This is a genomic window from Stenotrophomonas sp. GD03794 (assembly GCF_029842145.1).
GTDB lineage: Bacteria > Pseudomonadota > Gammaproteobacteria > Xanthomonadales > Xanthomonadaceae > Stenotrophomonas > Stenotrophomonas riyadhensis.
Genome location: NZ_JAOCFV010000007.1, coordinates 77,255 through 101,141, shown reverse-complemented (window position 1 = coordinate 101,141; position 23,887 = coordinate 77,255). Strand labels below are relative to the sequence as shown.

At 59.0% G+C, this 23,887-nt stretch carries 20 protein-coding genes and 3 pseudogenes; 15 read left to right on the top strand and 8 right to left on the bottom strand.

Going from position 1 to position 23,887, the window contains the following annotated elements:
- The first annotated feature begins 3 nt into the window (after window positions 1–3).
- The 5 genes from N5D91_RS06270 to N5D91_RS06250 are packed head-to-tail and all read left to right on the top strand — an operon-like array spanning window position 4 to window position 9,948.
- On the top strand, window positions 4–2,127 hold the full coding sequence (locus N5D91_RS06270) for a DUF262 domain-containing protein (protein WP_003158912.1): 2,124 nt from the start codon (window positions 4–6) through the stop codon (window positions 2,125–2,127).
- The gene (locus N5D91_RS06265) at window positions 2,127–4,283 is read left to right on the top strand and encodes a site-specific DNA-methyltransferase (protein WP_003158913.1); all 2,157 of its coding nucleotides are present in this window, start codon (window positions 2,127–2,129) and stop codon (window positions 4,281–4,283) included. The genes N5D91_RS06270 and N5D91_RS06265 overlap by 1 nt, the downstream gene beginning before the upstream one ends.
- Before the next feature lie 12 nt (window positions 4,284–4,295).
- Window positions 4,296–7,301 carry a DEAD/DEAH box helicase family protein gene (locus N5D91_RS06260; protein WP_003160810.1) on the top strand — a complete coding sequence of 1,002 codons (3,006 nt, stop codon included), beginning with the start codon at window positions 4,296–4,298 and terminating at the stop codon, window positions 7,299–7,301.
- 56 nt (window positions 7,302–7,357) lie between these two features.
- On the top strand, window positions 7,358–9,238 hold the full coding sequence (locus N5D91_RS06255; RefSeq protein WP_003158915.1) for an ATP-dependent endonuclease: 1,881 nt from the start codon (window positions 7,358–7,360) through the stop codon (window positions 9,236–9,238).
- Between the two features lie 2 nt (window positions 9,239–9,240).
- Window positions 9,241–9,948, top strand: coding sequence for a DUF2130 domain-containing protein (locus N5D91_RS06250; RefSeq protein ID WP_003158916.1), 708 nt, complete (start codon window positions 9,241–9,243; stop codon window positions 9,946–9,948).
- Window positions 9,949–9,954: 6 nt separating this feature from the next.
- Here the strand turns inward: N5D91_RS06250 and N5D91_RS06245 are convergent, their stop codons facing one another.
- Entirely contained in the window at window positions 9,955–10,389 is a 435-nt protein-coding gene (locus N5D91_RS06245) for a mercury resistance transcriptional regulator MerR (RefSeq protein ID WP_003131969.1), read from the bottom strand.
- 71 nt (window positions 10,390–10,460) lie between these two features.
- Between N5D91_RS06245 and merT the strand changes: the two genes are divergently transcribed.
- The 6 genes and pseudogenes from merT to N5D91_RS06215 all read left to right on the top strand — a co-directional run.
- The gene (merT, locus tag N5D91_RS06240; protein WP_003131974.1) at window positions 10,461–10,811 is read left to right on the top strand and encodes a mercuric ion transporter MerT; all 351 of its coding nucleotides are present in this window, start codon (window positions 10,461–10,463) and stop codon (window positions 10,809–10,811) included.
- A 12-nt stretch (window positions 10,812–10,823) separates the two neighbouring features.
- Window positions 10,824–11,099, top strand: a complete 276-nt coding sequence (merP, locus tag N5D91_RS06235) for a mercury resistance system periplasmic binding protein MerP (protein ID WP_003131987.1) — start codon at window positions 10,824–10,826, stop codon at window positions 11,097–11,099.
- A 71-nt stretch (window positions 11,100–11,170) separates the two neighbouring features.
- Window positions 11,171–12,856 (top strand): mercury(II) reductase, encoded by a 1,686-nt coding sequence (gene merA, locus N5D91_RS06230; RefSeq protein ID WP_003158917.1) that lies wholly within the window; start codon window positions 11,171–11,173, stop codon window positions 12,854–12,856.
- 17 nt (window positions 12,857–12,873) lie between these two features.
- Window positions 12,874–13,239 carry a mercury resistance co-regulator MerD gene (gene merD / locus N5D91_RS06225; RefSeq protein ID WP_000995360.1) on the top strand — a complete coding sequence of 122 codons (366 nt, stop codon included), beginning with the start codon at window positions 12,874–12,876 and terminating at the stop codon, window positions 13,237–13,239.
- Window positions 13,236–13,472 (top strand): broad-spectrum mercury transporter MerE, encoded by a 237-nt coding sequence (merE, locus tag N5D91_RS06220; protein WP_003132004.1) that lies wholly within the window; start codon window positions 13,236–13,238, stop codon window positions 13,470–13,472. The genes merD and merE overlap by 4 nt, the downstream gene beginning before the upstream one ends.
- A pseudogene (locus N5D91_RS06215) lies at window positions 13,469–14,272 on the top strand (cyclic diguanylate phosphodiesterase); the annotation flags it as partial. The gene merE and the pseudogene N5D91_RS06215, both read left to right, overlap by 4 nt.
- A gap of 205 nt (window positions 14,273–14,477) precedes the next feature.
- Here N5D91_RS06215 and N5D91_RS06210 read toward each other — a convergent pair.
- The 7 genes and pseudogenes from N5D91_RS06210 to N5D91_RS06180 all read right to left on the bottom strand — a co-directional run bounded on the left by N5D91_RS06210 (window position 14,478) and on the right by N5D91_RS06180 (window position 18,780).
- Entirely contained in the window at window positions 14,478–15,242 is a 765-nt protein-coding gene (locus tag N5D91_RS06210) for an IS6-like element IS6100 family transposase (RefSeq protein WP_023464298.1), read from the bottom strand.
- A 63-nt stretch (window positions 15,243–15,305) separates the two neighbouring features.
- Window positions 15,306–15,488 (bottom strand): annotated as a pseudogene (locus tag N5D91_RS06205) (GNAT family N-acetyltransferase); the annotation flags it as partial.
- A 127-nt stretch (window positions 15,489–15,615) separates the two neighbouring features.
- On the bottom strand, window positions 15,616–16,455 hold the full coding sequence (gene sul1, locus N5D91_RS06200; protein WP_000259031.1) for a sulfonamide-resistant dihydropteroate synthase Sul1: 840 nt from the start codon (window positions 16,453–16,455) through the stop codon (window positions 15,616–15,618).
- Window positions 16,449–16,796 (bottom strand): quaternary ammonium compound efflux SMR transporter QacE delta 1, encoded by a 348-nt coding sequence (locus N5D91_RS06195; protein WP_000679427.1) that lies wholly within the window; start codon window positions 16,794–16,796, stop codon window positions 16,449–16,451. Before N5D91_RS06195 ends, sul1 begins: the two co-directional genes overlap by 7 nt.
- 123 nt (window positions 16,797–16,919) lie before the next feature.
- Window positions 16,920–17,711 carry an ANT(3'')-Ia family aminoglycoside nucleotidyltransferase AadA2 gene (locus tag N5D91_RS06190; protein WP_001261740.1) on the bottom strand — a complete coding sequence of 264 codons (792 nt, stop codon included), beginning with the start codon at window positions 17,709–17,711 and terminating at the stop codon, window positions 16,920–16,922.
- Window positions 17,712–17,780: 69 nt separating this feature from the next.
- On the bottom strand, window positions 17,781–18,335 hold the full coding sequence (locus N5D91_RS06185) for an aminoglycoside N-acetyltransferase AAC(6')-Ib4 (protein ID WP_003159191.1): 555 nt from the start codon (window positions 18,333–18,335) through the stop codon (window positions 17,781–17,783).
- 127 nt (window positions 18,336–18,462) lie between these two features.
- A complete protein-coding gene (locus tag N5D91_RS06180) occupies window positions 18,463–18,780 on the bottom strand; it encodes a multidrug efflux SMR transporter (RefSeq protein ID WP_279907095.1) in 318 nt (105 codons plus the stop codon).
- Window positions 18,781–18,957: 177 nt separating this feature from the next.
- Here N5D91_RS06180 and intI1 point away from each other — a divergent pair, with 177 nt between their 5' ends.
- The 4 genes and pseudogenes from intI1 to N5D91_RS06160 form a co-directional block, all read left to right on the top strand.
- On the top strand, window positions 18,958–19,971 hold the full coding sequence (intI1, locus tag N5D91_RS06175) for a class 1 integron integrase IntI1 (RefSeq protein ID WP_000845048.1): 1,014 nt from the start codon (window positions 18,958–18,960) through the stop codon (window positions 19,969–19,971).
- A gap of 190 nt (window positions 19,972–20,161) precedes the next feature.
- A complete protein-coding gene (locus N5D91_RS06170) occupies window positions 20,162–20,365 on the top strand; it encodes a DUF3330 domain-containing protein (protein ID WP_033865223.1) in 204 nt (67 codons plus the stop codon).
- Window positions 20,366–20,495: 130 nt separating this feature from the next.
- Complete coding sequence (locus tag N5D91_RS06165) at window positions 20,496–21,056, top strand: recombinase family protein (RefSeq protein ID WP_003124096.1); 561 nt, start codon at window positions 20,496–20,498, stop codon at window positions 21,054–21,056.
- 2 nt (window positions 21,057–21,058) lie between these two features.
- Window positions 21,059–23,791 (top strand): annotated as a pseudogene (locus N5D91_RS06160) (Tn3 family transposase); the annotation flags it as partial.
- Window positions 23,792–23,887 lie beyond the last annotated feature (96 nt).

Below are 23,887 nucleotides of genomic sequence, written 5' to 3'. Positions count from 1 at the left end.
GAAGTGAAGGCCACAGAAACCAACCTGCTCAAGTTCTTGAAGAAATCTCCGCAGTTCGTCATTCCCATCTATCAGCGCAATTACTCCTGGACGGAAGCCCAGTGCCAACAGCTGTGGTCAGATTTGCTGAGGTCGGGTCGTGACGAGCAGATTAATGGCCATTTCATCGGTTCCATCGTTTATGTGGAGCGTGGTCTGTCCACCGTCACCACCCAGGAAGCACTGCTGGTCATCGACGGACAACAACGTCTTACCACGTGCACCTTGTTGATTGCAGCACTGGCCAAGCACTTTGAAGCCAATCAGCTGCCTGAATTGCTGGACAGTTTCTCCGCGCGAAAGCTGCACAATTACTACCTGCTCAATCCTGAAGAGGACGGCGAGCGCCACTACAAACTCATTCTGTCGGAAACTGATAAGAAGACGTTGTTGGCCATCATCAAATCCGCACCGATGCCTGCGGAGATCAGTACCCGCATAGAGCAGAACTACACGCTCTTTCAGGCGCTGATAAACAAGCATCAGGACGAGCTCAAAGCCATCTGCCAAGGGTTGGCCAAATTGCTCATCGTCGAGGTGTCGCTCGATCGCACTCAGGACAATCCTCAGCTCATCTTCGAGAGCATGAATTCCACCGGCCTTGAGCTCAGCCAGGCCGATCTGATTCGCAACTACATCCTGATGGGATTGGAGCCAAAGCTCCAGACTGAGCTTTACCAGAGTTACTGGCGGCCGATGGAAAAATCGTTCGGCCAGAAGGCCTACGTGACGCACTTCGATCCCTTTATGCGTCACTATCTCACTGCCAAAACAGGTGAGATTCCCAACGTGCGCGAAGTGTATGCTGCCTTCAAGGCTTTCGCTCGCGCCAGCCAGCTTGATACCACTGCGCTTGTTGCTGATATCCACGCCTATGCCAGCTACTACTGCGCCATGGCGCTTGGTGCGGAAACGGAGTCGAAACTAAAAGAAGCTTTTCACGATCTGCGTGAGCTGAAGGTAGACGTAGCCTATCCCTTCCTGCTTGATGTCTATCACGACTACAAGCAAGCACGGTTGGCTGCGGACGAATTGGTGAGCATCGTTCGCTTGGTTGAAAGCTACGTGTTTCGCCGCGCCATCTGCGCCATTCCCACCAACTCGCTGAACAAGACCTTCCCAGGCCTGAGCCGGACACTGAAAAAAGACCGTTATCTGGAGAGTGTGCGGGCGGCGTTCCTGTTGTTGCCGTCCTATCGCCGCTTCCCAGGCGATGAGGAGTTCCAGCGCGAGCTCAAACAACGCGACCTGTACAACTTCCGCAGCCGTAGCTATTGGTTGCGTCGTCTCGAAAACCATGGACGCAAGGAACGCATCGTGGTTGAGGACTACACCATCGAGCACATCCTGCCGCAGAACGAAGTACTTTCATCAGCGTGGCAGGCGGAACTCGGCCCCGATTGGCAACAGACTCAGCAGAAGTATCTGCATACCTTGGGCAATCTCACCTTGACGGGATACAACAGCGAGTACAGCGACTATCCATTCGCCTACAAGCGCGATCAGGTCATCAATGCCGATGGCAAGAAAATCGGCTTCAAATACAGCGCCCTCAACATCAACGAAGGATTGGGTGAGGTAGAAAAGTGGGATGAAAGTGCCATCAAAACACGTGCCGAGCGCCTTGCTAGAGAAGCCGCCAAAGTATGGGCTGCACCGCAGCTGGATAGCAGCGTCCTTGATGCCTATCGCCCTTCAGCAACCAACGCAGGGCAACACTACGGCATCGACGATCATCCGCACCTGACCAGCGGCACCATTCGCACACTGTTTGATGCCTTGCGCAAAGAAATTTTGGAGTTGGACCCGTGCATCTACGAGGAATACCTCAAGCTCTATGTCGCCTATAAGGCAGAGACAAATTTCGTGGATGTTGTCCCTCAGGCCAGACGCTTGCGCCTGTCGCTGAATATGCCATTCAGCGAGATCGATGACCCCAAAGGGCTGTGCACCGATGTCACCAACCTTGGCCGCTGGGGCAATGGCGATGTAGAAGTCGGCTTGTCCAGCCTGGATGAGCTTCCCTACGTCATGGGCCTGATTCGCCAGTCTTTTGATCGCCAGATGGGCGACCTGCAGGATGCCTGATGCCAAAGAATACCGAGTTTGAGGAGAGTCTCACCATGACCATTAAAAAAATCGATACCACCAGCCCAGAAGCCCAATCCGCCGATCTGGTGGCGGGAAATATCGAACAGCTCAAAGCGCTGTTCCCGGAGCTGATCACCGAGGGCGCGGGCGGCGTGGCCGTGAATGTGGACGTACTCAAGGCGCTGGTGGGCGATGCCACCGTCACCGATGCCGACGAGAAATACGGCCTCAACTGGCATGGCAAGCGCCGCGCCCGGCAATTGGCGCTCACGCCCAGCACGGGCACCCTGCGCCCCTGCCCGGAAGACAGCGTGGACTGGGATACCACCCAGAACCTGATGATCGAGGGCGACAACCTTGAAGTGCTCAAGCTGCTGCAAAAAAGCTATGCCAGCAAGGTCAAGCTGATCTATATCGACCCGCCGTACAACACCGGCAAGGATTTTGTGTATCCGGACAATTTTCAGGACAACATCAAGAACTATCTGGAGCTGACCGGGCAGATCGAGGGTGGAGAGAAGATTAGCAGCAATACCGAGGCCAGCGGGCGCTTTCATACCGACTGGTTGAACATGATGTATCCAAGGTTGAAGCTGGCGAGGAATTTACTGCGAGAGGATGGGGTAATCCTGCTCAGTATCGACGAGCATGAGATCACGAACCTGCGCTCCGTGATGGATGAAGCCTTCGGTGAAGAAAATTTTCTATCCTGCCTTACATGGGAAAAAGGCAGAAAAAATGATGCCAAGTTTTTTTCCAATGGACATGAGTACGTTCTTGTCTACGCAAAATCGCAGAGCTACCTTCGAGAGCAGAAAACGCTGTGGCGTGAAGAAAAGCCGGGTGCCCGAGATATCTGGAATAAATACCTCGAACTGCGCGTTCAGCATGGAATCCAAGACAACCTGATCGAAGAGGGGCTGCAAGCTTGGTATTCCGACTTGCCCAAAGCACACCCCGCTAAAAAGTGGAGCCGCTACAAGCGAGTGGATCAAAACGGGCCGTGGCGGGATCGTGACATCTCCTGGCCGGGCGGTGGTGGGCCGCGCTATGACGTCCTTCATCCCGTTACAAATCAACCGTGCGTTGTGCCGGAGGCCGGTTGGAGATACTCATCTTCCGATGAAATGCAACGCCAGATAAAACTTGGGCTTGTTGAGTTTCGCCAAGACCACACGGAGCCGCCCTTCCGAAAGGCACATATCCGCCCGATTCCTCAGGAGCTTGATTCGGACAGTTCGACTGATGTTGATGCGCCTGAGGAACCAGCCGATATCGAGGATGAAGAAGAATTCGCAACTCAGGTTAGGGGTAGCTACTTCTACAAGCAATCCCAGGTTTCGGTGAAATATCTCCGGACCCTATTGGGGAAGAAAGTCTTCAACAATCCAAAGGATCTGGACGAGATTGCGAAACTGATCCGCTACACCACGTCTGATGACCCTCACGCCGTTGTGCTGGATTTTTTTGCGGGCAGCGGCACGACGGGCGAGGCGACGATGCAGTTGAACAGTCAGGATAACGGGAGCAGACGTTACATTCTTGTCCAACTTCCAGAGTCGCTTGACGCAAGCGACAAGCAGCAAAAGATTGCTGCAAAGTACTGTGGAGACCTTGGACGGCCGCTGAATATCGCTGAGCTCACTAAAGAACGCCTACGCCGTTCCGGAACCAAGATCAAAGCCGATAACCTCGACTGGCAGGGCGACACCGGCTTCCGCGTATTCAAGCTCGACACCTCTAATATCCGAGCCTGGAATCCCAAACCACACGATCTGGAAGCCACACTGTTCGACCATCAGGATCACCTGCTCGAAGGCCGCAGCGAGGCCGATGTGTTGTACGAACTGCTGCTCAAGCTCGGCCTTGATCTTTGCGTACCCATCGAAAAGCGCGGCATTGAAGGGCTAGATGTACATGCCGTAGGCGGCGGCGTGCTGTTGGCTTGCCTGGCCGAAAAAATCACCCGTGAGCAGGTGGAGCCACTGGCCCAAGGCATCATCGCCTGGCACAAGGAGCTGGCACCCGCTGGCCCTGCTGGAAAAGAAAGCACCTGCGTGTTCCGCGACAGCGCCTTTGCCGACGACGTTGCCAAAACCAACCTCGCCGCGATTCTGGAGCAGCACGGCATCCAGAACGTGCGTAGCTTGTAAGGGAGGTTCGCAATGAAACTCCACTTCGAGCCCAACCTCGACTATCAGATGCAGGCCATCGAGGCCGTGTGCGATCTTTTCCGTGGTCAGGAGGTCTGCCGCACCGAATTTACGGTGACCATGAAACTGCCCGATGAGGTGCAGATGTCACTGGGTGTGGCGCAGTCCGACCTTGGCGTTGGCAACCGCTTGACCCTGCTGGACGATGAACTGCTCAAGAACCTCGCGGACATCCAGTTGCGCGGTGGCCTGCCGCCTTCCGGCTCGCTGACTTCCGGCGACTTCACGGTGGAAATGGAGACCGGCACCGGTAAGACCTATGTATACCTGCGCTCGATCTTCGAGCTGAACAAGCGCTACGGTTTCAGCAAGTTCGTGATCGTGGTGCCCTCGGTGGCGATCAAGGAAGGCGTCTACAAGACCCTGCAAATCACCGAGGAACACTTCAAGGGGCTCTACGCGGGCGTGCCCTTCGATTACTTCCTGTACGACTCGGGCAAGCCCGGGCCGGTGCGCAATTTCGCCACTAGTTCCAACATCCAGATCATGGTGGTGACGGTGGGCGCCATCAACAAGAAGGATGTGAACAACCTCTACAAAGAGACCGAGAAGACGGGCGGCGAGAAGCCCATCGACCTGATCAAGGCCACCCGGCCGATCATCATCGTGGATGAACCGCAAAGTGTGGACGGCGGCCTTGAAGGACGCGGCAAGGAAGCGCTGGATGCCATGAACCCGCTCTGCACGCTGCGCTATTCCGCTACCCATGTGGACAAGCACCACATGGTGTTCCGCCTGGATGCCGTGGATGCTTATGAGCGCAAGCTGGTCAAGCAGATCGAGGTGGCGTCGGCCACGGTGGAGGATGCGCACAACAAGCCTTTCGTGCGCCTGGTGAAGGTGGAAAACAAGCGCGGCCGCATCAGCGCCAAGGTCGAGCTGGATAAACAGACCGCCACTGGCGTGCAAAGGACTGAGGTGACGGTCAGCGATGGCGACGACCTTCAGCAGAGCGCCGATGGCCGTGCGATCTACGCCGATTTTCGGGTGGGCGAGATCAATACGGCCAAGGGCGAAGCGTTCATGGAGCTGCGCTACCCCGGCGGCGAAGTGTTTTTGCAGCCGGGTCAGGCCCACGGTGATGTGGATGCGCTGGCCGTGCAACGCGAGATGATCCGCCGCACGATCAAGGAGCATCTGGACAAGGAAAAGCACCTGCGTCCATTGGGGATCAAGGTGTTGAGCCTGTTCTTCATCGACGCGGTGGACAAGTACCGTCAGTACGATGCGGACGGCCAGCCGGTCAAGGGCGTGTATGCGCAGATGTTCGAGGAAGAATATCGCCGTGCCGCCAAGTTGCCGGCCTACCAGAGTTTGTTTGCCGAGATCGACCTGGAGTCCGCCGCCGAAGAAGTGCACAACGGCTATTTCTCCATCGACAAGAAGGGCGGCTGGCTTGATACCGCCGAGAACAATGCGGGTAACCGGGAGAATGCCGAACGCGCCTACAACCTGATCATGAAAGAGAAGGAGAAGCTGCTGTCCTTCAGCACGCCGCTGAAGTTCATCTTCTCCCACTCCGCCCTCAAGGAAGGCTGGGACAACCCCAACGTGTTCCAGATTTGCACCTTGCGCGACATCCAGACCGAGCGCGAGCGCCGCCAGACCATTGGTCGCGGCCTGCGCCTGTGCGTCAACCAGGATGGCGAGCGGGTACGGGGCTTCGAGGTCAACACCCTGACCGTGGTGGCCACGGAAAACTACGAACAGTTTGCCGAAAACCTGCAGAAGGAAATCGAGAAAGACACAGGCATCCGCTTTGGCATTGTGGAGCAGCATCAATTTGCCGCCATTGCCGTGACTGGCGCTGATGGGCACGCCGCACCGCTGGGCATCGAGCAATCAAAGGCACTGTGGGAGCACCTGAAAGCCGCCGGCCATATAGATGCCAAAGGCAAGGTGCAGGATTCACTGAAAACGGCGCTGAAGAACGGCACCTTGGAACTGCCGGCCGAGTTTGATGCGCAGAAAGCCCAGATTGCTGAAGTGCTGCGCAAGGTGTCGGGCCGGCTGGACATCAAGAATGCCGATGAGCGCAGGCAAGTGCCGCTGCGCAAGGGTAAGGATGGCAAGGTCGTTTATCTTAGCGACGAGTTCAAGGCACTGTGGGACCGCATCAAGCACCAGACAACGTACCGCGTGCAGTTCGATAACGCCAAGCTGGTGACGGATTGCATCGCAGCGTTGCAGAAGGCCCCGGTGATTGCCAAAGCACGGCTGCAATGGCGCAAGGCCGACATCTCTATCGGCAAGGCGGGTGTCGCCGCGACGGAGAAAGCGGGCGCGGCGACCGTGGTGCTGGACGAGGCGGATATTGAGCTGCCGGATTTGCTGACCGACCTGCAGGATCGCACCCAGCTCACCCGACGCACCATCGTCAGCATCCTGACGGGAAGCGGCCGCCTGGACGACTTCAAGCGCAATCCGCAGCAGTTCATCGAATTGACCGCCGAAACCATCAACCGTTGCAAGCGCTTGGCCCTGGTCGATGGCATCAAGTACCAGAAGCTCGGCGACCAGCATGTCTATGCGCAGGAGCTGTTCGAGAAGGAGGAACTGACCGGTTATCTGAAGAACATGCTGTTGGATACCCAGAAGTCGATCTACGAGCACGTGGTGTACGACTCGACCCCAGAGCGGGATTTTGCCAACGGGCTGGAGAAGAACGAGGCCATCAAGCTCTACGCCAAGCTGCCGGGCTGGTTCAAGGTGCCCACCCCACTGGGCAGCTACAACCCCGACTGGGCCGTGCTGGTGGAAGAAGACGGTGCTCAGCGCCTGTACTTCGTGGTGGAAACCAAGAGCAGCCTGTTCACCGACGACCTGCGCGACAAGGAAAGCGCCAAGATCGAATGCGGCAAGGCGCATTTCACTGCGCTGGCGGTTGGTGAGAACCCCGCCCGGTATGTGGTTGCGCGCTCCGTTGACGATCTTTTGACCGAGGCGGCAAAAGGATAGGTTCTGTCGCTGTCACGGCGAGAGACGACACAAAACACAAGGAGCAGAGACCCGAAATGAAGATCCAATCCGTTCGCATCCGAAACTTTCGCACGTTGAAAGACGTGACGATTCCGTTCGATTCCGTCACGACCTTCATCGGGCCGAACGGTGCCGGCAAGTCAACGGTGCTTCGTGCGCTCGACTGGTTCTTCAACGGCAAACCCGGCTCGCTGACGGAGAAGGATTGCTCTTTTGGGGCGACTGACGAAGACATCGAGGTTCAGGTCACCTTCGCAGACCTCACCGAAAAGGATCGCGAGGCACTTGGCAAGTACGCGCCGGAAGGAGTTGCCACGTTCACCGCATGGAAGCGCCGATCTCCCGATGGCACCGATGTGCTCTCCGCCAATGCAAAGGGATTTCCGGCTTTAAATGCCATCAAGGCAGCAGGCGGTGCGACTGCGAAGAAAGAGCTGTATGCCACTCTCCGGCGCGAGCGCCCGGAGCTTGACCTTCCTGCGGCGAATACTGGTCCAGCCGTCGAGCAGGCGATGACAACTTGGGAGGCGGCTCACACTGATCAACTGCTCGATGCGCCCGAGGCTTTGCAAACCAATTTCTTCGGTTTCAACAGCGGCGGCAAGATGAGCGGGCTCTTCGACTTCGTCCTGGTTACGGCAGACCTTCGGGCAAGTGAAGAGTCCATCGACGGCAAGGCAAGCATCATTGGGCGAATCCTTGAGCGCTCGATTGACCGAACTGCCGCTGATGAGGCAATCGCGGAAATCGTTGCGGAGTCACGGGCAAAGCAGCAACAAGTCTACGAAGAGAAGTTCAAGGAGCAACTTGGGGCCATCACAACGCAGCTCAACGAGGTCGTCACAACCTATGCGCCAGGCCGGGCAATCACGGTTTCTCCGGCTGAGGTGGAACTCAAGGCACCTCGCACGACGTTCGACGTGGCCGTGCTCGACGGCACCACCGAGACTGCGGTGGAGCGGCAGGGACACGGCTTTCAGCGCACGCTGCTGATCTCGGCTCTGCAACTCTTGGCGCAGTCGGGCGCAGCCTCGGCCGAGGGAGTCATCTGCCTGGCGATCGAGGAGCCGGAACTTTTCCAGCACCCGATCCAGGCGCAGACCTTTGCGAAGGTGCTCAGGTCGCTCGCCGAAGATGCTGGCAAGCGCATCCAGGTGACCTATGCGACGCATAGCCCCTACTTCCTGGAGGCTCGACATTTCCATCAAGTCAGACGGCTGACGAGATCCGCTGACGAAGTCCCGGTGGTGACGGTCCACTTTGCCACGGTTGAGGATGTGAAGGCCAGGCTGAATGGAACAGTGGATGGCGATGTGGTCGATCGCAGGCTCGACCATAACGTGGCCGACCAGCTTGCCATAGCACTCTTCGCGAATCGCGCATTTCTTGTGGAGGGGACAACCGAATCTGCTGTGTTCTACGGTATTGGAGATAGAACTTCCCCCGGCGCCCTTGAGGCAGCAGGAATTTCTATCGTTTCTGTGGGCAGCAAGACATCGATACCCCTCGCGCATGCGATTTTGAAATCTATTGGTGTGCCAGTCTACGCACTGTTTGATGCAGACGGTGGATTTGAAGCGCGAGCCAAAGCCAAAAACAAAAAGCAAGATGACATAGATCGGGAGCGCAACAATCATGCGGTAGAGAACTGCAGATTAATGCGGTACTTCGGCTTGCCTGAAGAAGATTTTCCATCCGCCACCATTTCCGACGTCGCGGCCATTTTTGATGATCATCTTGAAGCGTTTCTGTCTGCGAACTGGGGTGAGTGGATAACTGCCTGCAATAGTGTTGAGGCTGATACCGGAATAAATCTATCGAAAAACCAACTCGCATACCGGACTGCAACACTCCGGTCGGGAGGAGTGGTGCCAGAAATGCTTAAGCAGATTCTTGTCAAGGTGGAGGGTAAGTAATCATGCATGAAATCATCTGCCCTCACTGCGGGAAGGCATTCAAGATCGATGAAGTTGGGTACGCGGACATTCTGAAGCAGGTTCGAGATAGCGATTTCGAGAAGCAGTTGCATGAGCGGCTAGAGTTGGCCGAGCAGGGAAAGCGCAATGCGGTCGAACTAGCTGAAGCCAAGATTGCCAACGAATTGCAGAAGACCTCGTCTGCCAAGGACGCCGAGATCCAGGAGCTGAAGGCCAGGCTTGATGCTGGCGAAGTTGCGCGGCAACTTGCCGTGGCCGAGGCTTTGAGCGCGGTGGAAAAAGAGCGTGACACGCTTGCAAATGAATTGGAACAAGCGAAGCGTGACAAGCAAGCCGTATCCAAGTTGGCAGAGGTCACGCTCATGAGCGAAGTGCAAAAAGCCGCTGCAGCGAAGGAGTCGGAGATACAGGAACTCAAGGCGAAGCTTGACGCTGTTGTCATCGAGAAGAAGCTCGCGATTACCGAAGCAGTCGGCGCGGTCGAGAAAGAACGTGACGAATTGAAGAGCGGCTTGCAGCGGGTAGAACTTGAAAAGCATCTCGCCGAGAAATCTTTGAAAGAAAAGTACGAGACGCAGATCAAGGATCGTGATGACGCAATCGAGCGCCTACGGGACATGAAGGCGCGACTATCGACCAAGATGGTGGGCGAAACTCTTGAGGGGGTCGTCTCAGAAAACGGAAAATAAAGCACGCTAAGGCATAGCCGAACCTGCCAAGCTTGCTCCACCCTGTAGTGACGCGATCAGCGGGCAGGAAACGTTCCCCCTTCGCGCATGGCAGGCGCACACCAACTCAGACAGCACGGCCTCCATGCGCGCCAGGTCAGCCATTTTCTCGCGCACGTCCTTGAGCTTGTGCTCGGCCAGACTGCTGGCTTCCTCGCAATGGGTGCCATCCTCCAGCCGCAGCAGCTCGGCGATCTCATCCAGGCTGAAGCCCAGCCGCTGGGCTGATTTCACGAAGCGCACCCGCGTTACATCCGCCTCGCCATAGCGGCGGATGCTGCCATAGGGCTTGTCAGGCTCCAGCAACAAGCCCTTGCGCTGATAGAAACGGATGGTCTCCACATTGACCCCGGCCGCCTTGGCGAAAACGCCAATGGTCAGGTTCTCCAAATTGTTTTCCATATCGCTTGACTCCGTACATGAGTACGGAAGTAAGGTTACGCTATCCAATTTCAATTCGAAAGGACAAGCGCATGTCTGAACCAAAAACCGGGCGCGGCGCGCTCTTCACTGGAGGGCTTGCCGCCATCCTCGCCTCGGCTTGCTGCCTCGGGCCGTTGGTTCTGATCGCCTTGGGGTTCAGCGGCGCTTGGATCGGCAACTTGGCGGTGTTGGAACCCTATCGCCCCATCTTTATCGGCGTGGCGCTGGTGGCGTTGTTCTTCGCCTGGCGGCGCATCTACCGGCAGGCAGCGGCCTGCAAACCGGGTGAGGTCTGCGCGATTCCCCAAGTGCGAGCTACTTACAAGCTCATTTTCTGGATCGTGGCCGCGCTGGTTCTGGTCGCGCTCGGATTTCCCTACGTCATGCCATTTTTCTACTGATCGGAGTTCACCATGAAGAAACTGTTTGCCTCCCTCGCCCTCGCCGCCGTTGTTGCCCCCGTCTGGGCCGCCACCCAGACCGTCACGCTGTCCGTACCGGGCATGACCTGCTCCGCCTGCCCGATCACTGTCAAGAAGGCGATTTCCAAGGTCGAAGGCGTCAGCAAAGTTGACGTGACTTTCGAGACACGCCAAGCGGTCGTCACCTTCGACGATGCCAAGACCAGCGTGCAGAAGCTGACCAAGGCAACCGCAGACGCGGGCTATCCGTCCAGCGTCAAGCAGTGAGTCACTGAAAACGGCACCGCAGCACAACGGACGTCATTGTCTGGCGCCACAAACGATAAAGGATCTGTTGCATGACCCATCTAAAAATCACCGGCATGACTTGCGACTCGTGCGCGGCGCACGTCAAGGAAGCGCTGGAAAAAGTGCCAGGCGTGCAGTCGGCGCTGGTGTCCTATCCGAAGGGCACAGCGCAACTCGCCATCGTGCCGGGCACATCGCCGGACGCGCTGACTGCCGCCGTGGCCGGACTGGGCTACAAGGCAACGCTAGCCGATGCGCCACTGGCGGACAACCGCGTCGGACTGCTCGACAAGGTGCGGGGATGGATGGCCGCCGCCGAAAAGCACAGTGGCAACGAGCCCCCGGTGCAGGTAGCGGTCATTGGCAGCGGTGGAGCCGCGATGGCGGCGGCGCTGAAAGCCGTCGAGCAAGGCGCGCAGGTCACGCTGATCGAGCGCGGCACCATCGGCGGCACCTGCGTCAATGTCGGCTGTGTGCCGTCCAAGATCATGATCCGCGCCGCCCACATCGCCCATCTGCGCCGGGAAAGCCCGTTCGATGGCGGTATTGCGGCAACTGTGCCTACGATTGACCGCAGTAAGCTGCTGGCCCAGCAGCAGGCCCGCGTCGACGAACTGCGGCACGCCAAGTACGAAGGCATCCTGGGCGGTAATCCGGCCATCACCGTTGTGCACGGTGAGGCGCGCTTCAAGGACGACCAGAGCCTTACCGTCCGTTTGAACGAGGGTGGCGAGCGCGTCGTGATGTTCGACCGCTGCCTGGTCGCCACGGGTGCCAGCCCGGCGGTCCCGCCGATTCCGGGCTTGAAAGAGTCACCCTACTGGACTTCCACCGAGGCCCTGGCGAGCGACACCATTCCCGAACGCCTTGCCGTAATCGGCTCGTCGGTGGTGGCGCTGGAGCTGGCGCAAGCCTTTGCCCGGCTGGGCAGCAAGGTCACGGTCCTGGCGCGCAATACCTTGTTCTTCCGTGAAGACCCGGCCATCGGCGAGGCGGTGACAGCCGCTTTCCGTGCCGAGGGCATCGAGGTGCTGGAGCACACGCAAGCCAGCCAGGTCGCCCATATGGACGGTGAATTCGTGCTGACCACCACGCACGGTGAATTGCGCGCCGACAAACTGCTGGTTGCCACCGGTCGGACACCGAACACGCGCAGCCTCGCGCTGGACGCAGCGGGGGTCACTGTCAATGCGCAAGGTGCCATCGCCATCGACCAAGGCATGCGCACGAGCAACCCGAACATCTACGCGGCCGGCGACTGCACCGACCAGCCGCAGTTCGTCTATGTGGCGGCAGCGGCCGGCACCCGTGCCGCGATCAACATGACCGGCGGCGATGCGGCGCTCGACCTGACCGCAATGCCGGCCGTGGTGTTCACCGATCCGCAAGTGGCGACCGTGGGCTACAGCGAGGCGGAAGCCCACCACGACGGGATCGAGACCGACAGCCGCACCTTGACCTTGGACAACGTGCCGCGTGCGCTCGCCAACTTCGACACACGCGGCTTCATCAAGTTGGTTATCGAGGAAGGCAGCCATCGGCTGATCGGCGTACAGGCGGTCGCGCCGGAAGCGGGTGAACTGATCCAGACGGCGGCTCTGGCCATTCGCAACCGCATGACGGTGCAGGAACTGGCCGACCAGTTGTTCCCCTACCTGACGATGGTCGAGGGGTTGAAGCTCGCGGCGCAGACCTTCAACAAGGATGTGAAGCAGCTTTCCTGCTGCGCCGGGTGAGAAAAAGGAGGTGTTCAATGAACGCCTACACGGTGTCCCGGCTGGCTCTTGATGCCGGGGTGAGCGTGCATATCGTGCGCGACTACCTGCTGCGCGGATTGCTGCGCCCGGTGGCGTGCACACCAGGCGGCTACGGCTTGTTCGATGACGCCGCCTTGCAACGGCTGTGCTTCGTGCGGGCGGCCTTCGAGGCGGGCATCGGCCTCGACGCGCTGGCGCGGCTGTGCCGGGCGCTGGATGCGGCGGACGGCGACGAAGCGGCCGCGCAGCTTGCCCTGCTGCGTCAGTTCGTCGAGCGTCGGCGCGAAGCGTTGGCCGATCTGGAAGTGCAGTTGGCCACCCTGCCGACCGAGCCGGCACAGCACGCGGAGAGTCTGCCATGAACAACCCCGAGCGCTTGCCGTCCGAGACGCACAAACCGATCACCGGCTACCTGTGGGGCGGACTGGCTGTGCTGACTTGCCCCTGCCACCTGCCCATCCTCGCTGTCGTGCTGGCCGGCACAACCGCCGGTGCTTTCCTCGGCGAGCATTGGGTCATCGCGGCGCTCGGTTTGACCGGCCTGTTCCTTCTGTCCCTGTCGCGGGCGTTGCGGGCATTCAGGGAAAGAGAATGAGCGCTTTCCGGCCGGATGGATGGACGACGCCGGAACTGGCCCAAGCGGTCGAGCGCGGGCAGCTTGAACTGCACTACCAGCCCGTCGTCGATCTGCGCAGTGGTGGGATTGTCGGCGCGGAAGCCCTGTTGCGCTGGCGTCATCCGACGCTTGGACTATTGCCACCGGGCCAGTTCCTGCCCGTGGTCGAATCGTCCGGCCTGATGCCTGAAATCGGCGCTTGGGTGCTGGGCGAAGCCTGCCGCCAGATGCGTGACTGGCGAATGCTGGCATGGCGACCGTTCCGGCTGGCCGTCAATGTTTCGGCGAGCCAAGTGGGACCGGACTTCGACGGGTGGGTAAAGGGCGTGCTGGCTGATGCCGAGTTGCCCGCCGAGTATCTCGAAATCGAGCTGACCGAATCGGTCGCGTTTGGTGATCCGGCGATCTTCCCCGCCCTGGACGCCTTGCGGCAGATCGGTGTGCGCTTCGCCGCCGATGACTTCGGGACGGGGTATTCCTGTCTGCAACATCTGAAGTGCTGCCCAATCAGCACGCTCAAGATCGACCAATCGTTTGTCGCCGGGCTCGCCAACGACCGCCGCGACCAAACCATCGTGCACACCGTGATTCAGCTTGCGCACGGGCTGGGCATGGATGTGGTGGCTGAAGGCGTGGAAACATCGGCGAGTCTTGATCTATTGCGACAAGCGGACTGCGACACAGGACAAGGCTTCCTGTTCGCGAAGCCAATGCCGGCGGCGGCATTCGCCGTCTTCGTCAGTCAATGGAGGGGTGCCACCATGAATGCAAGTGACTCTGTCATTTTCAGAAGACGACTGCACCAGTTGATTGGGCGTAATGGCTGTTGTGCAGCCAGCTCCTGACAGTTCAATATCAGAAGTGATCTGCACCAATCTCGACTATGCTCAATACTCGTGTGCACCAAAGCGAGGTGAGCATGGCGACGGAGGCTCTGTTGCAAAGATTGGCGGCAGTCAGAGGTAGGCTGTCGCTCTGCGCCGATCAGGCGGCTGCTGCGAAATGGTGGTTGAGCATGCCCATGGCCTCCGTCAGCGCCGAGGGCCCAATGCCAAAAGCTCTCTCCACAAGGCGCACCTCGCCCCTGATGCCGGGCTGCAGGCACCAGGGGCGAGCCTGTCCTTTGCGCAGGGCTCGCATGACTTCGAATCCCTTGATCGTGGCATAGGCCGTGGGGATCGATTTGAAACCGCGCACCGGCTTGATCAGTATCTTGAGCTTTCCGTGATCGGCCTCGATCACGTTATTGAGATACTTCACCTGCCGGTGGGCCGTCTCCCGGTCCAGCTTTCCTTCGCGCTTCAATTCGGTGATCGCTGCACCATAGCTCGGCGCTTTGTCGGTATTGAGCGTGGCAGGCTTTTCCCAGTGCTTCAGGCCTCGCAGGGCCTTGCCCAGGAACCGCTTCGCTGCCTTGGCGCTGCGGGTCGGCGACAGGTAGAAATCGATCGTGTCGCCCCGCTTGTCGACTGCCCGGTACAGGTAGGTCCACTTGCCCCGCACCTTGACGTAGGTTTCATCCAGGCGCCAGCTCGGATCAAAGCCACGCCGCCAGAACCAGCGCAGCCGCTTCTCCATCTCCGGGGCGTAGCGCTGGACCCAGCGATAGATCGTCGTATGGTCGACCGAAATGCCGCGTTCCGCCAGCATTTCCTCAAGGTCGCGATAGCTGATCGGATAGCGACAATACCAGCGCACCGCCCACAGGATCACATCACCCTGGAAATGGCGCCACTTGAAATCCGTCATCGTTCCGTCCGTCCAATCTCCGCCAAGCATGCTCAAGCTTCACGATTTTTGCAACAGAGCCCTCGCGACTAGGAGCTCGGATCTCAGGACGAAGGTCTCCGCGAATGTCCGGTCGATCCGCGCGACGTCCCAGGCGGGCGTTCCCTTGGCGGACATCCACGCCGCAGCGTCGTGCATCAGCCGCACAACCTCGTCGATATCACCCGAGCAGGCGACCCGAACGTTCGGAGGCTCCTCGCTGTCCATTCGCTCCCCTGGCGCGGTATGAACCGCCGCCTCATAGTGCAGTTTGATCCTGACGAGCCCAGCATGTCTGCGCCCACCTTCGCGGAACCTGACCAGGGTCCGCTAGCGGGCGGCCGGAAGGTGAATGCTAGGCATGATCTAACCCTCGGTCTCTGGCGTCGCGACTGCGAAATTTCGCGAGGGTTTCCGAGAAGGTGATTGCGCTTCGCAGATCTCCAGGCGCGTGGGTGCGGACGTAGTCAGCGCCATTGCCGATCGCGTGAAGTTCCGCCGCAAGGCTCGCTGGACCCAGATCCTTTACAGGAAGGCCAACGGTGGCGCCCAAGAAGGATTTCCGCGACACCGAGACCAATAGCGGAAGCCCCAACGCCGACTTCAGCTTTTGAAGGTTCGACAGCACGTGCAGCGATGTTTCCGGTGCGGGGCTCAAGAAAAATCCCATCCCCGGATCGAGGATGAGCCGGTCGGCAGCGACCCCGCTCCGTCGCAAGGCGGAAACCCGCGCCTCGAAGAACCGCACAATCTCGTCGAGCGCGTCTTCGGGTCGAAGGTGACCGGTGCGGGTGGCGATGCCATCCCGCTGCGCTGAGTGCATAACCACCAGCCTGCAGTCCGCCTCAGCAATATCGGGATAGAGCGCAGGGTCAGGAAATCCTTGGATATCGTTCAGGTAGCCCACGCCGCGCTTGAGCGCATAGCGCTGGGTTTCCGGTTGGAAGCTGTCGATTGAAACACGGTGCATCTGATCGGACAGGGCGTCTAAGAGCGGCGCAATACGTCTGATCTCATCGGCCGGCGATACAGGCCTCGCGTCCGGATGGCTGGCGGCCGGTCCGACATCCACGACGTCTGATCCGACTCGCAGCATTTCGATCGCCGCGGTGACAGCGCCGGCGGGGTCTAGCCGCCGGCTCTCATCGAAGAAGGAGTCCTCGGTGAGATTCAGAATGCCGAACACCGTCACCATGGCGTCGGCCTCCGCAGCGACTTCCACGATGGGGATCGGGCGAGCAAAAAGGCAGCAATTATGAGCCCCATACCTACAAAGCCCCACGCATCAAGCTTTTGCCCATGAAGCAACCAGGCAATGGCTGTAATTATGACGACGCCGAGTCCCGACCAGACTGCATAAGCAACACCGACAGGGATGGATTTCAGAACCAGAGAAAGAAAATAAAATGCGATGCCATAACCGATTATGACAACGGCGGAAGGGGCAAGCTTAGTAAAGCCCTCGCTAGATTTTAATGCGGATGTTGCGATTACTTCGCCAACTATTGCGATAACAAGAAAAAGCCAGCCTTTCATGATATATCTCCCAATTTGTGTAGGGCTTATTATGCACGCTTAAAAATAATAAAAGCAGACTTGACCTGATAGTTTGGCTGTGAGCAATTATGTGCTTAGTGCATCTAACGCCGGAGTTAGACATCATTTACCAACTGACTTGATGATCTCGCCTTTCACAAAGCGAATAAATTCTTCCAAGTGATCTGCGCGTGAGGCCAAGTGATCTTCTTTTTGTCCCAGATAAGCTTGCTTAGCTTCAAGTAAGACGGGCTGATACTGGGCAGGTAGGCGTTTTATTGCCCAGTCGGCAGCGACATCCTTCGGCGCGATTTTGCCGGTTATTGCGCTGTACCAAATGCGGGACAACGTAAGCACTACATTTCGCTCATCGCCGGCCCAGTCGGGCTGCGAGTTCCATAGCTTCAAGGTTTCCCTCAGCGCCTCGAATAGATCCTGTTCAGGAACCGGGTCAAAGAATTCCTCCGCTGCCGGACCTACCAAGGCAACGCTATGTTCTCTTGCTTTTGTAAGCAGGATAGCTAGATCAATGTCGATCATGGCTGGCTCGAAGATACCCGCAAGAATGTCATTGCGCTGCCATTCTCCAAATTGCAGCTCGCGCTTAGCCGGATAACGCCACGGGATGATGTCGTCATGCACGACAAGGGTGACTTCTATAGCGCGGAGCGTCTCGCTCTCGCCAGGGAAAGCCGAAGCCTCCATAAGGTCATTGAGCAATGCTCGCCGCGTCGTTTCATCAAGCTTTACGGCCACAGTAACCAACAAATCAATATCGCTGTATGGCTTCAGGCCGCCATCCACTGCGGAGCCGTACAAATGCACGGCCAGCAACGTTGATTCCAGATGGCGCTCAATGACGCTTAGCACCTCTGATAGTTGGTTCGAAATTTCGATGGTCACCGCTACCCTCATGATGTCTAACGTTTGACATGAGGGGCGGCCAAGGGCGCCAGCCCTTGGACGTCCCCCTCGATGGAAGGGTTAGGCATCACTGCGTGTTCGCTCGAATGCCTGGCGTGTTTGAACCATGTACACGGCTGGACCATCTGGGGTGGTTACGGTACCTTGCCTCTCAAACCCCGCTTTCTCGTAGCATCGGATCGCTCGCAAGTTGCTCGGCGACGGGTCCGTTTGGATCTTGGTGACCTCGGGATCATTGAACAGCAACTCAACCAGAGCTCGAACCAGCTTGGTTCCCAAGCCTTTGCCCAGTTGTGATGCATTCGCCAGTGACTGGTCTATTCCGCGTACTCCTGGATCGGTTTCTTCTTCCCACCATCCGTCCCCGCTTCCAAGAGCAACGTACGACTGGGCATACCCAATCGGCTCTCCATTCAGCATTGCAATGTATGGAGTGACGGACTCTTGCGCTAAAACGCTTGGCAAGTACTGTTCCTGTACGTCAGCAAGTGTCGGGCGTGCTTCTTCTCCGCCCCACCACTCGACGATATGAGATCGATTTAGCCACTCATAGAGCATCGCAAGGTCATGCTCAGTCATGAGGCGCAGTGTGACGGAATCGTTGCTGTTGGTCACGATGCTGTACTTTGTGATGCCTAACGTAGAGCTAACCGGCGCTGCGCGGCTTTATCGCGCAGCGTCCAGAGAGCGAAGCGAACGAGGTTGAGCGCCGGGTTAGCGCGCTGGAACAACATAGACGGTTTTAGTGGGAGAGTTTAAGGGTTGCAACACCTGCAACGATTAGTGCGACGCCCAAGTAACGCCCGATGCTGCTTGGATCACCATAAAAAAGAACGCCAACAACGAACGTACCCGCAGCGCCGATGCCCGTCCAAATTGCATAGGAGGTGCCAATCGGGATCTCTTTTTGCGCAAGCCATAAGAGAAACCCGCTAATCGCCATAAAGGCCAAGGCAACAATGATGCCGGTGACTCTTGTTTCAGCTTCTTGCGCCATTTTGAGACCGACAGGCCAGCCTATTTCAAAAACTCCTGCGAGGAGCAAATACACCCAAGCCATGGCTTTTCTCCTTTTTCTGATATGGAAACTGTAAGCGCTAACTTTGTTTTAGGGCGACTGCCCTGCTGCGTAACATCGTTGCTGCTCCATAACATCAAACATCGACCCACGGCGTAACGCGCTTGCTGCTTGGATGCCCGAGGCATAGACTGTACAAAAAAACAGTCATAACAAGCCATGAAAACCGCCACTGCGCCGTTACCACCGCTGCGTTCGGTCAAGGTTCTGGACCAGTTGCGTGAGCGCATACGCTACTTGCATTACAGTTTACGAACCGAACAGGCTTATGTCCACTGGGTTCGTGCCTTCATCCGTTTCCACGGTGTGCGTCACCCGGCAACCTTGGGCAGCAGCGAAGTCGAGGCATTTCTGTCCTGGCTGGCGAACGAGCGCAAGGTTTCGGTCTCCACGCATCGTCAGGCATTGGCGGCCTTGCTGTTCTTCTACGGCAAGGTGCTGTGCACGGATCTGCCCTGGCTTCAGGAGATCGGAAGACCTCGGCCGTCGCGGCGCTTGCCGGTGGTGCTGACCCCGGATGAAGTGGTTCGCATCCTCGGTTTTCTGGAAGGCGAGCATCGTTTGTTCGCCCAGCTTCTGTATGGAACGGGCATGCGGATCAGTGAGGGTTTGCAACTGCGGGTCAAGGATCTGGATTTCGATCACGGCACGATCATCGTGCGGGAGGGCAAGGGCTCCAAGGATCGGGCCTTGATGTTACCCGAGAGCTTGGCACCCAGCCTGCGCGAGCAGCTGTCGCGTGCACGGGCATGGTGGCTGAAGGACCAGGCCGAGGGCCGCAGCGGCGTTGCGCTTCCCGACGCCCTTGAGCGGAAGTATCCGCGCGCCGGGCATTCCTGGCCGTGGTTCTGGGTTTTTGCGCAGCACACGCATTCGACCGATCCACGGAGCGGTGTCGTGCGTCGCCATCACATGTATGACCAGACCTTTCAGCGCGCCTTCAAACGTGCCGTAGAACAAGCAGGCATCACGAAGCCCGCCACACCGCACACCCTCCGCCACTCGTTCGCGACGGCCTTGCTCCGCAGCGGTTACGACATTCGAACCGTGCAGGATCTGCTCGGCCATTCCGACGTCTCTACGACGATGATTTACACGCATGTGCTGAAAGTTGGCGGTGCCGGAGTGCGCTCACCGCTTGATGCGCTGCCGCCCCTCACTAGTGAGAGGTAGGGCAGCGCAAGTCAATCCTGGCGGATTCACTACCCCTGCGCGAAGGCCATCGGTGCCGCATCGAACGGCCGGTTGCGGAAAGTCCTCCCTGCGTCCGCTGATGGCCGGCAGCAGCCCGTCGTTGCCTGATGGATCCAACCCCTCCGCTGCTATAGTGCAGTCGGCTTCTGACGTTCAGTGCAGCCGTCTTCTGAAAACGACAGACTCGACCACCACCAGTTGCTGCGTGTGCTGCAAGGAAATCCCGCTCGATGCCGCCTTCACCCCGGAAGGCGCGGAATACGTCGAGCACTTCTGCGGGTTGGAGTGTTATCAACGCTTCGAAGCGCGTGCCAAGACAGGGAACGAAACCGATGCCGATCCGAACGCCTGCGACTCGCTACCGTCAGATTGAGGCATACCCTAACTTGGCGTCAGACCATCCGGCGCTAAATCGTCAGAATAGAGTTGCCTTCCGAATTGATTGACATGCGCCGTCAAGGGTCATAGATTTCTTCCTGACACATTTCCCTCAGGAGGATACCTTGCACGGTCAGCGCATCGGTTACGTCCGCGTCAGCAGCTTCGACCAGAACCCAGAACGGCAGCTCGAACAGATCCAGGTGGATAAAGTGTTCACCGACAAGGCGTCGGGCAAGGACACACGGCGGCCCGAACTGGAACGGCTGCTCGCCTTCGTGCGCGAAGGCGACACGGTCGTGGTGCACAGCATGGATCGTCTGGCGCGCAACCTCGACGACCTGCGCCGCCTGGTGCAGGGCCTCACCCAGCGCGGCGTACGCATCGAGTTCCTTAAGGAGCATTTGACCTTCACCGGCGAGGACTCGCCGATGGCGAACCTGATGCTGTCGGTAATGGGCGCGTTCGCCGAGTTCGAACGCGCCTTGATCCGCGAGCGGCAGCGCGAGGGCATCGCGCTCGCCAAGCAGCGCGGGGCCTACCGTGGCAGGAAGAAATCCCTGTCGTCTGAGCGTATTGCCGAACTGCGCCAACGTGTCGAGGCTGGCGAGCAAAAGACCAAGCTGGCTCGTGAATTCGGAATCAGTCGCGAAACCCTGTATCAATACTTGAGAACGGATCAGTAAATATGCCACGTCGTTCAATCCTGTCCGCCGCCGAGCGCGAAAGCCTGCTGGCGTTGCCGGACACCAAGGATGAGTTGATCCGTCACTACACGTTCAGCGAAACCGACCTCTCCATCATCCGGCAGCGGCGCGGCCCGGCCAACCGGCTGGGCTTCGCCGTGCAGCTCTGTTACCTGCGCTTTCCTGGTGTCATCCTGGGCGTCGATGAGCCGCCGTTTCCGCCCTTGTTGAAACTGGTCGCCGACCAGCTCAAGGTCAGCGTCGAAAGCTGGGACGAATACGGGCAGCGGGAGCAGACCCGGCGCGAGCACCTGGTCGAACTGCAAACGGTGTTCGGCTTCCAGCCCTTTACCATGGGCCACTACCGGCAGGCCGTCCAGTTGCTGACCGAGATGGCCTTGCAGACCGACAAGGGCATCGTGCTGGCCAGCACCTTGATCGAGCACCTGCGGCAGCAGTCGGTCATTCTGCCTGCCCTCAACGCCGTCGAGCGGGCGAGCGCCGAAGCAATCACCCGCGCCAACCGGCGCATCTACGATGCCTTGGCCGAACCGCTGTCGGACGCGCATCGCCGCCGCCTCGACGATCTGCTCAAGCGTCGGGACAACGGCAAAACGACCTGGCTGGCCTGGCTGCGCCAATCGCCCGTCAAACCGAATTCGCGGCACATGCTGGAACACATCGAACGCCTCAAAGCGTGGCAGGCGCTCGACCTGCCTTCTGGCATCGAGCGGTCGGTGCACCAGAACCGCCTGCTCAAGATCGCCCGTGAGGGTGGCCAGATGACGCCCGCCGACCTGGCCAAGTTCGAGGCGCAGCGACGCTATGCCACCCTGGTGGCGCTTGCCATCGAGGGCATGGCCACCGTCACCGACGAAATCATCGACCTGCACGACCGCATCCTGGGCAAGCTGTTCAACGCCGCCAAGAACAAGCATCAGCAGCAATTCCAGGCGTCCGGCAAGGCGATCAACGCCAAGGTGCGGTTGTTCGGCCGCATCGGCCAGGCGCTGATCGAGGCCAAGCAGGCGGGCCGCGATCCGTTCGCCGCCATCGAGGCCGTCATGTCCTGGGATGCCTTCGCCGAGAGCGTCACCGAAGCGCAGAAGCTTGCGCAGCCCGAGGACTTCGATTTCCTGCACCGCATCGGCGAAAGCTACGCCACGCTGCGCCGCTACGCGCCGGAATTCCTTGCCGTGCTCAAGCTGCGGGCCGCTCCCGCCGCGAAGGACGTGCTCGACGCCATCGAGGTGCTGCGCGGCATGAACAGCGACAACGCCCGCAAGGTGCCCGCCGACGCGCCGACCGAGTTCATCAAGCCGCGCTGGCAGAAGCTGGTCATGACCGACACCGGCATCGACCGGCGCTACTACGAACTGTGCGCGCTGTCGGAGATGAAGAACGCGTTGCGTTCCGGCGACATCTGGGTGCAGGGGTCGCGCCAGTTCAAGGACTTCGAGGACTACCTGGTGCCGCCCGCGAAATTCGCCAGCCTCAAGCAGGCCAGCGAATTGCCGCTGGCCGTGGCCACCGACTGCAACCGGTACCTGAACGACCGGCTGACGCTGCTGGAAACACAGCTTGCCACCGTCAACCGTATGGCGACGGCCAACGAGCTGCCGGACGCCATCATCACCGAGTCAGGCTTGAAGATCACGCCGCTCGACGCGGCGGTACCCGACACCGCCCAAGCGCTGATCGACCAGACGGCAATGATCCTGCCGCACGTCAAGATCACCGAACTGCTGCTGGAGGTGGACGAATGGACGGGCTTCACTCGGCATTTCGCGCATCTGAAATCGGGCGACCCGGCCAAAGACAAGAACCTGTTGCTGACCACGATCCTCGCCGACGCGATCAACCTGGGCCTGACCAAGATGGCGGAGTCTTGCCCCGGCACGACCTACGCCAAGCTGGCTTGGCTGCAAGCCTGGCACATCCGCGACGAAACCTACGGGGCGGCGCTGGCCGATCTGGTCAACGCACAGTTCCGCCATCCCTTCGCCGAGCACTGGGGCGACGGCACCACCTCATCGTCGGACGGCCAGAACTTCCGCACCGGCAGCAAGGCCGAGAGCACCGGCCACATCAACCCGAAATACGGGAGCAGCCCAGGGCGGACGTTCTACACCCACATTTCTGACCAGTACGCGCCATTTCACACCAAGGTCGTGAACGTCGGCGTGCGCGATTCGACCTACGTGCTCGACGGCCTGCTGTACCACGAGTCCGACTTGCGGATCGAGGAGCATTACACCGACACGGCGGGCTTCACCGATCACGTCTTCGCCCTGATGCACCTCCTGGGCTTCCGCTTCGCGCCGCGCATCCGCGACCTGGGCGACACCAAGCTCTACATCCCGAAGGGCGACGCCGCCTATGACGCGCTGAAACCCATGATCGGCGGCACGCTCAACATCAAGCACGTCCGCGCCCATTGGGACGAAATCCTGCGGCTGGCCACCTCGATCAAGCAGGGCACGGTGACGGCCTCCCTGATGCTCCGAAAGCTCGGCAGCTACCCACGCCAGAACGGCCTGGCCGTGGCGCTCCGCGAGCTGGGCCGCATCGAGCGCACGCTGTTCATCCTGGACTGGCTGCAAAGCGTGGAACTGCGCCGCCGCGTGCATGCCGGCCTGAACAAGGGCGAGGCGCGCAATGCGCTGGCCAGGGCAGTGTTTTTCAACCGCCTGGGTGAAATCCGCGACCGCAGTTTCGAGCAGCAGCGCTACCGGGGGGTCTCCTCGTTTTCAGTGCAATAAGTGACGGTACGCAAAGCTAGCACTGGCGCGGGGGTGGTCTGGGTAGACCGTTGATTTCATTGACTTTCC

Bases quoted from the DNA above. Each gene is read 5' to 3' on its own strand.
- N5D91_RS06265 (WP_003158913.1), top strand. From the start codon at position 2,127: ATGCCAAAGAATACCGAGTTTGAGGAGAGTCTCACCATGACCATTAAA.
- N5D91_RS06260 (WP_003160810.1), top strand. From the start codon at position 4,296: ATGAAACTCCACTTCGAGCCCAACCTCGACTATCAGATGCAGGCCATC.
- N5D91_RS06255 (WP_003158915.1), top strand. From the start codon at position 7,358: ATGAAGATCCAATCCGTTCGCATCCGAAACTTTCGCACGTTGAAAGAC.
- N5D91_RS06250 (WP_003158916.1), top strand. From the start codon at position 9,241: ATGCATGAAATCATCTGCCCTCACTGCGGGAAGGCATTCAAGATCGAT.
- N5D91_RS06245 (WP_003131969.1), bottom strand. From the start codon at position 10,389: ATGGAAAACAATTTGGAGAACCTGACCATTGGCGTTTTCGCCAAGGCG.
- merT (WP_003131974.1), top strand. From the start codon at position 10,461: ATGTCTGAACCAAAAACCGGGCGCGGCGCGCTCTTCACTGGAGGGCTT.
- merP (WP_003131987.1), top strand. From the start codon at position 10,824: ATGAAGAAACTGTTTGCCTCCCTCGCCCTCGCCGCCGTTGTTGCCCCC.
- merA (WP_003158917.1), top strand. From the start codon at position 11,171: ATGACCCATCTAAAAATCACCGGCATGACTTGCGACTCGTGCGCGGCG.
- merD (WP_000995360.1), top strand. From the start codon at position 12,874: ATGAACGCCTACACGGTGTCCCGGCTGGCTCTTGATGCCGGGGTGAGC.
- merE (WP_003132004.1), top strand. From the start codon at position 13,236: ATGAACAACCCCGAGCGCTTGCCGTCCGAGACGCACAAACCGATCACC.
- N5D91_RS06210 (WP_023464298.1), bottom strand. From the start codon at position 15,242: ATGACGGATTTCAAGTGGCGCCATTTCCAGGGTGATGTGATCCTGTGG.
- sul1 (WP_000259031.1), bottom strand. From the start codon at position 16,455: ATGGTGACGGTGTTCGGCATTCTGAATCTCACCGAGGACTCCTTCTTC.
- N5D91_RS06195 (WP_000679427.1), bottom strand. From the start codon at position 16,796: ATGAAAGGCTGGCTTTTTCTTGTTATCGCAATAGTTGGCGAAGTAATC.
- N5D91_RS06190 (WP_001261740.1), bottom strand. From the start codon at position 17,711: ATGAGGGTAGCGGTGACCATCGAAATTTCGAACCAACTATCAGAGGTG.
- N5D91_RS06180 (WP_279907095.1), bottom strand. From the start codon at position 18,780: ATGGCTTGGGTGTATTTGCTCCTCGCAGGAGTTTTTGAAATAGGCTGG.
- intI1 (WP_000845048.1), top strand. From the start codon at position 18,958: ATGAAAACCGCCACTGCGCCGTTACCACCGCTGCGTTCGGTCAAGGTT.